The 14,017-nt window shown below is 59.1% G+C and carries 11 protein-coding genes; 6 read left to right on the top strand and 5 right to left on the bottom strand.

From position 1 onward, the window contains the following. Window positions 1-11: 11 nt before the first annotated feature. On the bottom strand, window positions 12-2,102 hold the full coding sequence (locus ACR0DL_RS10065; protein WP_480688912.1) for a family 1 glycosylhydrolase: 2,091 nt from the start codon (window positions 2,100-2,102) through the stop codon (window positions 12-14). 206 nt (window positions 2,103-2,308) lie between these two features. Between ACR0DL_RS10065 and ACR0DL_RS10060 the strand changes: the two genes are divergently transcribed. The 6 genes from ACR0DL_RS10060 (at window position 2,309) to ACR0DL_RS10035 (ending at window position 9,745) form a co-directional block, all read left to right on the top strand. Next, window positions 2,309-3,061: a sugar phosphate isomerase/epimerase family protein gene (locus ACR0DL_RS10060; RefSeq protein WP_480688910.1), complete on the top strand. Its 753-nt coding sequence runs from the start codon at window positions 2,309-2,311 to the stop codon at window positions 3,059-3,061. Then, window positions 3,061-4,107 (top strand): LacI family DNA-binding transcriptional regulator, encoded by a 1,047-nt coding sequence (locus ACR0DL_RS10055; protein ID WP_480688908.1) that lies wholly within the window; start codon window positions 3,061-3,063, stop codon window positions 4,105-4,107. Before ACR0DL_RS10060 ends, ACR0DL_RS10055 begins: the two co-directional genes overlap by 1 nt. A gap of 22 nt (window positions 4,108-4,129) precedes the next feature. Further along, window positions 4,130-4,879, top strand: coding sequence for a basic amino acid ABC transporter substrate-binding protein (locus ACR0DL_RS10050; protein WP_170349916.1), 750 nt, complete (start codon window positions 4,130-4,132; stop codon window positions 4,877-4,879). 65 nt (window positions 4,880-4,944) lie between these two features. Further along, window positions 4,945-6,588, top strand: a complete 1,644-nt coding sequence (locus tag ACR0DL_RS10045) for an amino acid ABC transporter permease (RefSeq protein ID WP_480688906.1) — start codon at window positions 4,945-4,947, stop codon at window positions 6,586-6,588. Further along, window positions 6,585-8,549, top strand: coding sequence for a beta-galactosidase (locus ACR0DL_RS10040; protein WP_480688904.1), 1,965 nt, complete (start codon window positions 6,585-6,587; stop codon window positions 8,547-8,549). Before ACR0DL_RS10045 ends, ACR0DL_RS10040 begins: the two co-directional genes overlap by 4 nt. A gap of 71 nt (window positions 8,550-8,620) precedes the next feature. Beyond that, window positions 8,621-9,745, top strand: a complete 1,125-nt coding sequence (locus tag ACR0DL_RS10035; protein WP_480688903.1) for an ABC transporter substrate-binding protein — start codon at window positions 8,621-8,623, stop codon at window positions 9,743-9,745. A gap of 3 nt (window positions 9,746-9,748) precedes the next feature. Here the strand turns inward: ACR0DL_RS10035 and ACR0DL_RS10030 are convergent, their stop codons facing one another. Genes ACR0DL_RS10030 through ACR0DL_RS10015 form a run of 4 tightly spaced genes read right to left on the bottom strand, consistent with a single transcriptional unit; the run spans window position 9,749 to window position 14,017 of the window. Then, window positions 9,749-11,668 (bottom strand): beta-galactosidase, encoded by a 1,920-nt coding sequence (locus tag ACR0DL_RS10030; RefSeq protein ID WP_480688901.1) that lies wholly within the window; start codon window positions 11,666-11,668, stop codon window positions 9,749-9,751. Further along, window positions 11,665-12,525, bottom strand: a complete 861-nt coding sequence (locus tag ACR0DL_RS10025) for an SMP-30/gluconolactonase/LRE family protein (RefSeq protein ID WP_480688899.1) — start codon at window positions 12,523-12,525, stop codon at window positions 11,665-11,667. Before ACR0DL_RS10025 ends, ACR0DL_RS10030 begins: the two co-directional genes overlap by 4 nt. Further along, window positions 12,522-13,127: a 2-dehydro-3-deoxy-6-phosphogalactonate aldolase gene (locus ACR0DL_RS10020; protein ID WP_480658830.1), complete on the bottom strand. Its 606-nt coding sequence runs from the start codon at window positions 13,125-13,127 to the stop codon at window positions 12,522-12,524. The genes ACR0DL_RS10025 and ACR0DL_RS10020 overlap by 4 nt, the downstream gene beginning before the upstream one ends. Continuing rightward, window positions 13,124-14,017, bottom strand: coding sequence for a 2-dehydro-3-deoxygalactonokinase (locus tag ACR0DL_RS10015; protein WP_480688897.1), 894 nt, complete (start codon window positions 14,015-14,017; stop codon window positions 13,124-13,126). The genes ACR0DL_RS10020 and ACR0DL_RS10015 overlap by 4 nt, the downstream gene beginning before the upstream one ends.

The raw sequence follows: 14,017 nt of genomic DNA, 5'->3' as shown, positions 1-14,017 counted from the left end.
AGGCGGTCATATTAACGCGCGAGCGCACTTTTACAGAAATTGTTAGCGCCAACAATGCCAAATTCGTCCTGTTCCGAAACATACAGGCTCATTGACCTTCGCAAATCGGTAAACCGCCCGCCCGCGTTGAACGCATCGCGGAAGGCTTCCTTGAAGAGCCAGCGGTTTTTCTCGGCCACACCGCCCACAAGGAACACACCGCCCACAGGCATCAGCACGACGGCAAGATCACCCATCACTGCGCCCAGATGGGTGGTGAACATATGCGCCGTTTTTTCGGCGATCAGGTCTGTCTGCGTACGCGCGTCATCAAGAATGTCTTTGGCGCTGCGCATTGGCGTGTCGGCCTGTCCGGCGGCCATACCGGCCGCACGGTACAGGATCGGCAGACCTGTGCCGCTAAGGAACATTTCCGCCTCAAGCACCAAAGTTTCATCAAAGAAACAATCCGGCGCGATGTGCCGGGCGGCTTTGAAAATCTCGACCTCATCCACATGGCGCGGTGACAGGCCAATATGGCCGCCTTCACCAGATGCGGTGTGATACCGGCCTTCAGAATAAAGCAACGCCCCAACCCCAAGACCTGTGCCGGGACCGACAACCAACCGGGTGCCGGGGGGTGGGGTCGCGGCGCCTTGCAACACCTCGACATCATCGCCTGTGATTTCGGCCACCGACCAAGCAGCGGCGGTAAAGTCGTTGATGACAAAGGTATGCTGTGCGCCCGTGGCCTTGCCGATATCACCCTCGGACAGGTCGAGCTTTGCATTCGTCAGGCGGATCGTCCCGTTCTTCACAGGCCCGGCCCCGGCGGCCACCACGGCGCGTGGATCGGTGCCGATCTCATCGCGCAGGGTGTGAAAGGCGTTAAGCAATTCTGGCAGGGTGCCGGTTGGGTATTTGCGCAGATCGGTCAGCTTTCCTTCAGCGATCACGCCCAAGCGCGTATTGGTGCCGCCGATATCCGCAACCAAGTTCCAATGCGCGCGCATGGCCCCAGCTGGTTGAGCCAGAGGCAATGACACCGCGCCACCAGACAGGACGGGTTTAAGGATGTTATACGACACCTTCGGTTTGCTTTCTGGCGCACTAGAGACTGTGTCGACCACGTCTTTCGGTTCAGCGTCGTAAGGGGCCCAATTGCCCCGGTCCAGCACAGACCGGATAAACACCCCCTTCACCGGAACACCCTGTTTCAGCGCGTCCTGCACTGCCGATAGGTGTTGGGTAAGATCGTTACCCCACCCATCCCCGTGCGAAGTTTCGCGGTCGGCCATACCGGTGACAAGGATCGGCCTGTCTTGGGTGTAGTCGTGCTGAAAACGGCTCAGGTCCACAGCAGATGGCCAATGCGTGTCAAAGGTCAGACCGCACCAATCAACGCCAGTTCCAATGGTTTCCATGTCGCCCTGCCAGCTTGCCGGCAGATGACGCTCCAGCGATTCAAGCGCCGTTGCAGGGTAGGTCTTGTTGAACACACCAGCCGGACAGAACCGATTGAGGATGTCACCAAGCAGATCGGTGTTGGGGTCCTTGGACGGTTCCGCGCGTGTTTGATCGAACACAACCCCAAGATTGGTCATGCCTAATCCTCGCATCGCTTCGATGGCACACCCATGGGCCAATAGCATGTGATGCCTTGTCCGGGCGATGGCGCGGGTATTGTCAGGGTCGGGCGTCTGATACGCGAATTTGCGCAACCTGCCAATGCCAGCCGGGATGCTGATCGGCGCAACGCTGTACATACGGTCGCCGACGCGCCCCATAATGATTTCGGTGAAATCCGCAAACCAATCGGCGATGGCGCGGTTTCGCCATCCGCCCAGATCCGCCAGCGCCGCAGGCAATTCGCCGTGATTCAGTGTTGCGCACGGTCGAAGGCCACGCGCCAACAGCGCGTCCGTCAGACGATCGTAAAAGTCCAGCCCGGTCTCGTTCATCGCCCCGCGCCCTTCGGGCAGAACGCGGGCCCAATTGATTGAAAATTGATAACAGTCGAACCCGGCTTCGTGTACCAGATCGAATTCCTGTTCGATCTGATGCGCTGAGGCTGCCACGCCAAAGAGGAAATCCTTTGGGAAATCGGAGCGGGTGTAATTCATGGTCAAAACCTGTTTGCGCCGGTTGGGCCGCCACCTAACAGTTCGGCCCGATGCATTCTAGATGTTAGCGATATCATCGATGGATTAGTGCGTTTTGTCAGCACTTCTGGCGAAATACCAGCCCCTTTGGACCGAATCTTGACAAAAGGGGTGTTGCTGCTTCAACGTTATTGAAACGTTTCAATCGAGGGTCATCCAGTAAGCAGATGCGTATAGCGGCACAGCTTTATACCGTCAGGCAGCTCGGGGGTCTGGCTGCGCAGTTGGATCTGATCCTCGACTGCGGTTTTGCGGATGTTGAAACAGTTGGATTTCACGATCTGTCCCCTAAACACATGGCGTTGCAGGTTGCGCAGTCGGGCCTGACCGTCCGGTCGGCGCATTTCGATTGGGAGGAATTCGAAACCCGGTTTGACGATATTCTGACCCTGCTTGATCTTTTGAACTGCCCGGTTGCCGTGATGCCATGGCTGGCGCCACAGGCCCGCCCCGGCACGGTCGCGGGATGGCAGGATGTAGCAGACCAACTCTCTGCCTGGGCGGCGCGATTGGCGGGCCAGGGGGTTCGACTGGCTTATCACAACCATGATTTTGATCTGGTTGGCCCTGTTGGAGAAACGCCTTTGGACCTGATCTTGGCGCATGACACGCTGCATTGGCAGCCCGATATCGGATGGTTGGCCGTCTCGGTGCCGGAACCGGCCGCGGTGTTGCAGCGGTACGCGGGGCGGATCGTATCAGTACACGCCAAGGATGCAGAACCGGCTTCAGGGCAGGGTGATGATCGCTGGCGCAATCTGGGGCAGGGTGTGGTCGATTGGCCCCGGCTGTTGCGCATTCTGAATGACAGCCCCTGCAGCGATCTGTTTGTCGAACACGATGAAACGCCTGACCACGCCGAGACCTTGCGGACGGGGCGAAAGTTTCTGATGGGACAGATGTCTTCGGAGGTCGGATAATGGCGCGCGCAACGATCAAGTCGATCGCCAAGGAGACGGGCTATTCCGTTGGCACCGTCTCGAACGCGCTGCGGGGGGCTACGTCAGTTCGGGAAGAAACGCGGCAAGAGATTCAGGCTGTAGCGGCCCTTCTGGGGTACCGTGTCAATATGGACGGTTTGAAGCTGCGCACCAAAAAATCCTACCGTATCGCGGTGCTGGTCAGCGTGTCACCTGACGCAGCAGAAGAATGGGAAGGGGTGGAATTCACCCGCATACTGGCGGGTATCTCGGCGTCCTTGCAGGGTTCGCGATACGAGATGTCTGTGTTCAACGTGGCCGATCTGCCGGATGCCATGGCCGTTCTGGCGCGGATTGTTCAGGACGGTTTGGCCGATGGCGTCATCTTTTCGGGCACATTGCAGGACGATCCGCGCATCGCTTTTCTACAGCAACACAGTTTTCCCTTCGTGACCATGGGTATGAGCGACAGCAAGACAGCCCATGCCTATGTCGATTTCGACAGTCAGGCAGCTGCGTTTGACGCCACCGCGCGGTTGGTGGGATTGGGGCACCGGCGTATTGCCTTGATGAACCCCCCGGCCGAACTGATCTATGCAGCCCAACGTCAAACCGGATACGAACAGGCGTTGGCCAATGGCGGCATTGCGCCTGACCCAGCGCTGATTTTCAATGGCCCCACAACCGCTCGTACTGGGCAGTTGTGTTTTGAGGCTCTGATGCAGCTAAGCGACCGACCCACGGCATGTATCTGCGCGAATGAGGCGATGACACTAGGCGTTTTGTCCGCAGCCCATGCTGCGGGTGTGCAGATTGGCCGGGACATGGTGGTGATTTCCACCGATGACCTGCAACTTAGCCGATATTTCGTACCCCCGCCCAGCACCTATTATGTGCCCATCGAAGAAACCAGCCGTCTTCTGGGCGAGTATATGTTGAAAGCTTTGGAAGGGGGCGACCCGTCCGAGACCCAGAAAAAGATCAGGGCCACGCTGATCGAGCGCCAACCTGACACCCCCGCGCCGCAAAAGGCGCCCACCACGTAAACCAACTCAGGAGGACTTGAAGATGTTTAAAAATCTACTGGCCGCAGCGGTCGTGACCGCGATAGCAGCCCCCGCAGTTTTTGCTGCCGACCTGGACGGGCGCGTTCTGAAAATCGGAACCGACGCCACCTATCCGCCGATGGAAACTGTCGATGAGACGACCGGTCAGATCGTAGGTTTCGATGTGGATGTGATGAATGCGATCTGCGAACGAGTCAATTGCGTCCCGAATTTCGTCAACACGGCATGGGACGGCATCTTTGCCGCGCTTCAGCAGGGTGAGTTCGATCTGGTGATCTCGGGCGTCTCAATCACGCCGGAACGCGAAGAGACGATGGATTTCTCAGAACCCTACATTGTGGTCAGTCAGGCCATTCTGCTCCAGGTCGACAATGCGGACATGACGCTTGAGGATTTCAAAGCCGGTGGTCAGAAGCTGGCGGCGCAGACCGGTACCACCAACGCGCAATTGGCCGAGGATCTAGTAGGGCGCGAAAATGTCAGCCTGTATGACAACTTCTCTGCCGCGATCCTGGCACTGCAAAATGCGGATGTGCAGGGTGTGATCATCGACGGCACCTCGGCCGCCGCATACGAGCAGGAGTTCGCGGGTGAACTGACCGTGGGCATCACCGGCCTGCAATCCGACCCGCTGGGTATCGTGTTTCAGGAAGGCGACGCTACGGTCGACGCCATCAACGAAGGGCTGGCAGCGATCAAGGCGGACGGCACGCTGGACAAGTTGGTCGGCAAATACTGGGGCACCGAATAAACCTGTCCGATCCGAAACGGCCCGGTGCCGATGGCAACCGGGCCGCCTGTTTGCAGTGAGGTTCCATGAAGCGTCTAAGCTCGATCCGCCCGAGCAATCTTGTTCTGCTCGCCGCGGCCCCGTTCATTATCTACCTGTTCGCTACCTCTTCAAAATACCTGCGCTCTTTGATCGCAATTCTCGGGATCGGGAATAATGCCGGCCCGATTTTTGTCGGGTTCCTGCTGGTTCTTGCGGTGGCCATTCTGGGATATCTCTGCGCCCGAAACGCGCGGTTTCAGACGGCGCCGAGTTGGGTGCGTATCTCGGCATGGGCGGCCTTGCCCGCAGCGTTGGCGCTGGCGGTCTTGGTTTTCGTCGCGCCGCAGGTGCTGATGCCATTTGCCGAGTCCGTCTTCTTTCATGCGCTCAGCGAAAATACTTCGACCTTGATCGACCGCTCCGCGCAGACTTGGGTACTTTTTCCAGACGTTGTTGATCAGGTTCAGACAGGTCTTCAGGTGTTACTGCTAATCTATGCGCTTGTGGTTGCTGGTATTTTGCTGTCGGGCCGTTTGCCCGTCAGGGCGCGGGGACTTGCTCAGCTTGGGTTTGAGATCCTGACCGGGGCCGCGCTGTTCTATCTGATGTTTATGGCCCATTGGCAATTTGCAACCGGAGTGGCGATCACGTTTCGCGCCGCCATTTTTGCTTATATCTTCGCCGCCATTCTGGGGCTGATCTGGGTCGGGCTGCAATCGTTCAAACCCAAGGCGCGCACGACCGTTGTCTATGGCTGCATCAGCTTGACTTTGCTGGGTGTATCGGCGTTTTTCTTCATGCAGCCACAGGTCAAATACGAACTGATAGGTACGCTGGATGCGCGCATCGCCATTGTGCGCGGCACCCCGCAGGCGCAGGCCGACATCATCCGGTTTGGTGAATTCGACGGGGGCGAAGACCAGCAATACCGCATCCGTAGCGCCCCAAACGCTGCCAGCGCGGTGGAACAGATCGAAACCGTCGAAAGCGTGTCGGGCGCCTTTGTCCCGGTCGGTGCCAACACCAAGGGCTATCCGGTGATCTGGCAGACGCAATTCCTGCCGGATCAGTACCGCAACCCGGCGCTGGCTTTTGCCGTGTTTGGCTTTCTGTTGCTGACGCTGACGGTGGGCGGTGCGCAGCACAAGCTGCATCCGCTGGCCGTAGGGGCCGAGTTCTTCGTGGACACGATCCGTGGCATTCCGATGCTAGTGATCATCCTCTATATCGGCCTGCCTTTGGCTGGGGCGGTCAAGGATGCCACGGGTGGCGGTATCGATATGACCAATATGACCCGCGGGATCATCGCGATCTCGGTCGGCTATTCCGCTTACATGGCCGAGATTTTTCGATCCGGGATCGAGGCCATCCCACGGGGTCAGATCGAGGCTGGTGGCTCGCTGGGTCTTTCGCGCTGGCAAACTGCGCGGCTGATCATCCTGCCGCAGGCGCTGCGCATCGTCACGCCGCCCTTGGGCAATGAGTTCATTGCGATGATCAAGGATACCTCACTGCTGTCGATCCTGTCAGTCCGCGATATGACCCAGCGTATGCGCGAATTTCAGGCCGCCAGTTTTCTGCCCTTTGCGCCGTTTAATACAGCCGCAATCCTCTATGTGGTGATCACGTTGGGCTGCGCCAGCTTCCTCAAATGGATCGAACGCCGTACGGCAAGGGAAGATCGATGAGCAGGTTGGAACTTGGGGTTTGCTATTACCCCGAACAATGGGACCGGTCGCTCTGGCGTGAAGACGCGCAGCGAATGGTCGAGATGGGACTGGATTGGGTGCGCATCGCCGAATTCACTTGGGGCCTGATTGAACCGGAGCGCGGCGTTTTCCACTGGGATTGGCTGGATGAGGTGATCGGCATTCTGGGCGAGGCAGGCCTGCGCGTGATGATGTCCACGCCCACCGCCGCCCCGCCGAAATGGCTGATCGACGAACATCCGGAAATTCTGCCAGTTGGCCCGGACAGGCGCGTGCGAGGGTTTGGATCGCGGCGGCATTATTGCTTTTCCAGCGATGTCTATCTGGCCGAAGCCCGCCGGATTGCCACCGAATATGCCCGTCGTTATGGCCAGAACCCCTATGTTCACGCTTGGCAGATCGACAATGAGTATAACGATCACGACACGGTGCTTAGCTATTCGGATGCGGCGCGGGTCGGGTTCCAGCGGTGGCTGGCGGATAGGTACGGGTCGATCGCGATACTGAATGAAACTTGGGGGACCGTGTTCTGGGGCTCGGTCTATTCCAGCTTTGGTCAGATCGAATTGCCGAACGGGCTGGTGGCCAGCCCCAACCCAACCCACGCGCTTGATTTTGCGCGATACTCCTCGGACCGGGTGCGGCTGTTCAACCGCGCGCAGGTGGATGTGCTGCGTCAGTACGCGCCGGATCGGGACATCACCCATAATTTCATGGCGGGCAGTTTTGAGTTCGATCACCATGCCGTTGCCGCCGATCTGGATATTGTTGGTTTCGACAGTTACCCCTTAGGCAATCTGTTGGGCTCGACCCTGTCTGACGACGAAAAGCACCGCTATTTGCGGACCGGCGCGCCGGATTATCAGGGGTTTCACTGCGATCTGTATCGCTCTCAAGGCAAGGGGCGCATGTGGGTGTTGGAGCAGCAACCCGGCCCGGTGGACTGGGCCGAGAAAAACCCCTCACCCGCAGACGGGATGGTGCGACTGTGGACCTGGGCAGCCTATGCGCATGGCGCGCAGGCGGTGATGTTTTTTCGCTGGCGACAGGCTAAATTTGCGCAAGAACAGTATCACACAGCATTGTTGCGTTCGGACGGCAGCCCGGATCAGGCCGCCGTGGAATTGGCGCAGGTCGCGGCAGAGCGCGACTTGTTGCCCGCCGTGGTACGTGAGCGGGCGCAGGTGGCCATAATTCTGGATTACGAATCCATCTGGGCGGCGGATATCCTGCCGCATGACGATGCCTTCCCAAATGCTCAGATCATCCGCGAATGGTATGCCGGGCTGTGCGCGCTTGGGGTCGATCTGGATTTTGTGGGGCCACAAGATGAGCTGAACGGGTATGCCCTGATTGTTGTCCCGCAAAGCATGATCGTTCCATACGATCTGGCCATCAAACTGCGGGACAGTGGGGCGAAACTGCTGATCGGCGCGCGCGCGGGCAGCAAGACACCCGACATGCACACACCGCACAACCTTGCGCCCGGAGCGTTGGCTGAGCTTACCGGTGTGACGGTCTTGCGGGTGGAATCGCTACCAGAACTGGCGCAGGAATCGGTGCGCTTGCAGGACGGAACGACGTATGACTTCACCGGTTGGCGGGAAATCATCGACACCAGCGGAATGGTAACGGCAGAGTTTAGCAGCGCATACCGGGATGGCAGCCCGGCGATTGTACGCTCGGACCGAGCGATCTATCTGGCAATGATCCCACGCGGCCAATTGCTGCATGCCATACTTTCGGACGCGTTAAGCTGGGCGGGCCTTCCCGTCACGGATTGCGGACCGGATCTGCGGATCACACGTCGCGGAGGATTGAAATTTGCCTTCAATTTCGGGGCAGATGGGTTGTCATTACCGACTGACGAACCACATGCCTATTTGGTTGGGGGCACTGAAATCCCACCCTATGGGGTTTCAATCTGGCGGGACACGTGATCTTGCCAGTCCACATTCCTGTTGGCAGCAAGTAGAAGGCTGCAAAACAACTCAATAGCAGGAGAATCAAAATGGCTGAACGGAAAACCCTTTCCAGACGCTCGATGCTGAAAGGCGCGGGCGCGGCTGTTTTGGCGGCTCCGCTTTACAGCAAAAGCGCGCTGGCCTCTTCGGGTGAGATCAACGTGGTGATGTGGTCGGATTACCTGCCGCCTGAGTTCCTGGAAGGGTTCGAAGCGGAAACGGGGATCAGGGTCAATCATATCGGGATCGGATCGAACGAAGAAATCCTCAACATGATGACTGCGTCGAATGGCCAGGGGTTTGACCTTGTCGCGCCTACCAACATGCGGTCTTTGCAATGGGCGCCGCTGGACCTGCTGCAACCGTTTGATCTGGATAAGGTGAACCTGGACGCGGTTAACCCTTCCATGGTCAGAATTGGGACCGACGCTTGGAATTTCAACAAAAGCGGAGCGCACTGGCTGCCGCATATCTGGGGGACTGAGGGCATAGCCTACCGTACCGATCTGTGGTCGCCCGAAGGTGACGCTCCATCCTATGGGGATGTTTGGGCGGAAGAAAATGCCGGTATGACCATGGGTCGTGCGCATTCTATGATGCTGTGTGCGGGTCTGTATTTGGAACGCTTGGGTGAGATGGAGCCCGAGTCCGTTTGGGATGCCTATGACGACGAAGACACCATGCGCAGGGTCTGGGACCAGATCACGGACTGGTGCATTGAACGCAGGGATCGGATCAAGCTGATTTGGAACGATGCTGAAACTCAGAAATACGGCTTGCTGAATGGCGGCGTGGTTGTGGGGCAAACATGGGACGGGCCGCCGCTGGCTTTGAAATCAGCAGGGGAACCGGTGAATTATCAGGCTCCGATCGAAGGAGCGATGGCGTGGGTGGATGGTCTTGCAATGCCGGTCGGTGCGAAAAACATCGAACAGGTCTATGCGTTCATCAACTATTTGTACCGACCTGAGCCAGCCGGAGCTGCCGCTGCAGTGAACGGATATAACACAGCCGTACTGGGCGCCGAGGATTTCGCGGGCGATGAGTTCAGAAAGAACTTTGCCGAGGCCTATCCGGGCGACGCGTTGGCCAGCCTCAACCCGTGGCTGGCCGAAGCTCCGTGGTATGCCAAAGCACGGGCCGAGTTTGTCGAGAAATTTTTAAACGCCTGAGCATTACCCCTGTGCGGCTGGACCCTTTGGTAGGATGACAACGTCACACGCAGCGATTTCGTGCCCGTTCCAAAGGACGGGTGCGGCGGTGTAGTTGATCAGAAAAATATGCTGCTCGGTTTCCCGTCGGCGCAGGCCCTCGGGCATTGCATGCAAGGTCAGGTCGACCGTTTTGGCGGCCATCGAGATGACCCTGTCCCAAAGAGCCTCATCCGGGAAACCCGCAAGGTACCAAAGACCGTTTTCGCCTTTTAGGGCAGATGTGCCATCAACAAAGGTCAAAAGGTCTGGGGCATCTCCGGAGAGGCGGTCAACCCAGTGTTGCGCCGCGCCACCTCCATTAACATCACGCTGCACGTTAGGGGGTAGGGTTTCCACAAGATCAACTTCGCAATCCAGCCCGGACAGGCCCGGGCGGCCTGAGGTTGGGATTTGGAAATCGCGAGTGATCGCGCTTGTACGGGGGCCAAGGATGGCCAGATCACAACCCTCAGTCAGGCGGGTTTCCAGATCGTCATCCAGCGTGGCAAGACCGGGGGCGAGGATCAGTTTGTAGCCGGTCTTGGGCGTTTCCGAGGCCGCAATGAAGTCCACCGAAAGCCCGGCCCGCCGCAACGCGCGATAGGCTGAAAAAACCAGCCGGAAATAGTTGAACCCGGCCCCTTGCGGTTGTGTCGCCCAGGCCCAGTCCGAGGCATAATCGAACACAATCGCCACGTCCGCCTGCGTTTGCGTCAGCGCGCCAAGCTCGGCCAGATCAACTGCGGTTTGACGAGCCTCGGCCAGTGCCGGGGCGGGTGTGTTGTTCGGTGTCAAAAGGCCCGCGTGCATTTGTTCCTGCGCGAACGGAGCCTGCCGCCAGCGAAAATAGCTGACCACTTCGGCCCCATGCGCCACCGCCTCAAGCGACCACAGGCGCACCATGCCGGGCAGGGGGGCAGGGTTATAAGGAGCCCAGTTCACCGGGCCTGGTTGTTGTTCCATCACCCACCAGCGCCCGCGCCCAACGGCGCGATAAAGGTCGTGATGAAAGGCCTGCATATCCGGATCGCCCTGTTGCAGGAACGCGGCTTTATGGGCCTCGTCCGCCTCAAGCCGGTCTGAGAGAAACCCGATCGGATAGCTGTCCCATGTGGCGATATCCAGATCCGCACCGACTTTGAAATGATCGAAATCCAGAACCCGACCCATATAATTATGCAGCAGCGGCGCGTCAGTCAGTGGCCGCAATGCATCAACCTGCGCTTTGTTGAACATCACCACCTGATCCGAGCTGAACCGGCGGAAGGCCAGAACATGCGCTGGGTTGGGTTCGGTCACAGTCAGATTGGGCAGGTCGATCTGATCGAAACCTGCGTATTCCATCGACCAGAACACATTGCCCCAGGCGGCGTTCAGAGCGTCGACCGAGCCATATTGATCGGCCAGCCACCGCTGAAACTCTCGCAAGGCAGGCTGGCTGTAGCTGACGGTCGTCTCATGGCAGCCATATTCGTTGTCGATCTGCCAGGCGGCGACATGCGGGTTGCGCCCATACCGTTCGCCCATGAGCCGGACAATGCGGGCGCATTCGGCGATATATCCCTGATGACTAAAGCAATAGTGCCTGCGTGAACCGAATTTGCGCGGCTGCCCCTGAGCATCCACCGCCAGCATGTCAGGGTGTTTCTCAAGCATCCATCGGGGCGGCGTTGCTGTCGACGTGCCCAGAACAACCTTAAGGCCCACAGCCCCCAGCACCTCAATCGCTCGGTCCAACCAGTCGAATTGCAGATCACCCGGAGTTGGCTCCATCCGGCTCCAGGCAAACTCACCGATCCGCACCCAGCTCAGGCCGGTTTCGACCATCTGCGCGGCGTCCGTGGCCCACATTTCTTCGGGCCAGTGTTCGGGATAGTAGCAAACACCAAGTTCGGGCTTCATAGAATGACTCTGTGTTCGGCCTGCCCAGTACCCGTGCCGGGGGCGGCAAAGGTCATACCGTTGGTAGGGTGTGCAGCAAGCGTGTCCTTGTCCAGTCCCTCGCGGGCAGTGGTGCAGTAGAGTGTGGTCAAGTCGTTGCCGCCAAATGCGGGGCATGACACATGGGTGGCTTCAAATGGGATGGCCGTCAGGAACTGTCCTGACGGTGTATAGGCTGCAACACGGCTTGCACCCCATTGCGCGATCCAGAGGTTGCCTTTCGCATCAACCACGGCGCCGTCGGGGTTCAAACCGTCGACGCGTAGGTCCAGGAATACCGTGCTGTCGCCCTTGGGCCAGCCGGTTTCGGAATTCAGTGGCCATTGCATGACCTGCTTGGTGGCCGTGTCCGTGTAATAGGCGCAAGACCGGTCCGGGGCGAAGCAGATCGCGTTCGAGATCGTGACATCGTCCACCAGTTGCCGAAGTTCCCCCCGCCAATACCGATAAATCGCGCCTGCACCGGGTTCGGCGGTTTTACCCATCGTCCCGATCCAGAACCCACCCCAAGGATCCGCACGTCCGTCATTTGAGCGCGTGACCGGATTGTCCGCCTCAAGTGGGGCGATCAGGTCTTTCTGGTCGTTTTGCAGGTTGAACCGCCACAGGCCCGTTTCAGAGGCTATCAACAGCGTATCCCGGTCTACCCAGCCCGCGGCCGAGACATGTTCGTCGAACTGCCAATTGCGCTGCGCTTTGCCGTTCCGCGTCATCAGACGTTTGCCCAGGATGTCAAACCAGAACAGCTGTTGCCGTTCCGGGTGCCACAACGGCCCTTCGCCCAGTTCACAGGCGCGGTTGTCGTAGACGATGCTCATCCAGTGGCCTTGTCGTAGGCGGTGACGATTTGGGTCGCCCGCTCTGCGACTTCCGAGGCGGTCATGCCGGGTTTGAACAGCGCCGATCCGATGCCGAACCCATCAGCGCTTGCCTTGATCCACAGGTCGAAATTCTCGGGGCCTGCCCCGCCGACGGCATAAACCTTTGTGCCTTCTGGCAGCACCGCTCGTAAGGCCGCCAACCCTGTTGGTCCAGCCAGCGCTCCGGGGAACAGTTTCAACCCTGATGCCCCTGCTTGGAGCGCGGCGAAAGCTTCGGTCGGGGTAAAAATACCCGGCCAGCTTTCCAGCCCCAGCCGATGTGTGTGCGAGATCACCTCGGGGTCGCAATTCGGTGACACGATCAGACGACCGCCGACCTCTGATACCATGTCGACCTGCTGGGACGTCAAAACCGTGCCTGCCCCGATCAAAGCACGATCACTGAACTCATTGGCCAGAACGGCGATCGAGGCCAGCGGGTCGGGTGAATTCAGCGGCACTTCGATCTTGTCGATGCCAGCGTCGATCAGCGCCCGTCCAACGTCCGTTGCGTCCGAGGGGGCTAGTCCGCGCAAAATGGCGATGATGGGTCGGCTCATGCGGTTTGCCTCGTGAGGTTGCGGGCCTGTTGCAGACCGGCCAGGGTACATTTCGTGCTGTTGGCGGTTTCTACAAACGCGCCCTGTTGTTGTAGCGCCTTGGCATAAACTTCCGACAGGCTCTCGGCCCCGATGATTGCCAATTGCTGACCCAACCAATAGGGGCGGGTGGCCGCCAATTCCGCGCCGATCAGATAACCTGACAGCCGTGCCCGGATAACGCCGCCATCCTGCCCTTGCAGCAGATCAGCGGCCCGCAGGCCAAACAGGCGCGCCGCCAACTGTTCAGGTTTCGACAAGGCATCGGCAGTGGCCTCAGCAAAGGCGGCATCCTCCCAGCCCTCGCCGATCGAGTGTTTTAGCACCGATTGCCCGCCCAGCAGATCGAACATCTCACCCGTCATGAAGGTGCGAAAGCTGACAACCTCTCCGGCGCTGACCTGCACCCATTTCGTATGGGTCCCAGGCAGGCAAATCACCCCGTCCCAGTTCTGACGCGAGGCCAGAAACCCGGCGATCTGGGTTTCTTCGCCGCGCATGACATCGGGTGGTGCGGTTTGTTTCAGACCGGGCACCACGAAGGCGCGAATGCGGGGGTCGGTGCCGGGAACACGAAACGGCGCAACCGGCGTTGGCTCACACGGAACGGCGGAATAGGGGGCTTCGACCCAGCCCTGCCGCGCGCCCACCATTCCGCAGGCGATCACTTCAAGCGGCGCCGTGCCCAACCAGCCTTCGATCAGTTCGAACAGCGCGGCTTGGAACCCGCCTTTGTCCACCCGCGCCATGCCTTTGACCGACTGCGCCTGATCCAGCACCGCATCACCCTGCATCGCCCAAGCCCGCAGATGCGAGGTTCCCCAATCGACTGCAATCCATTCCGTATTCAT

It is taken from the genome of Ruegeria sp. BB5 (assembly GCF_056539405.1).
The sequence above is the reverse complement of the archived record's forward strand: the minus strand, read 5'-3'. Positions and strand labels throughout refer to the sequence as shown.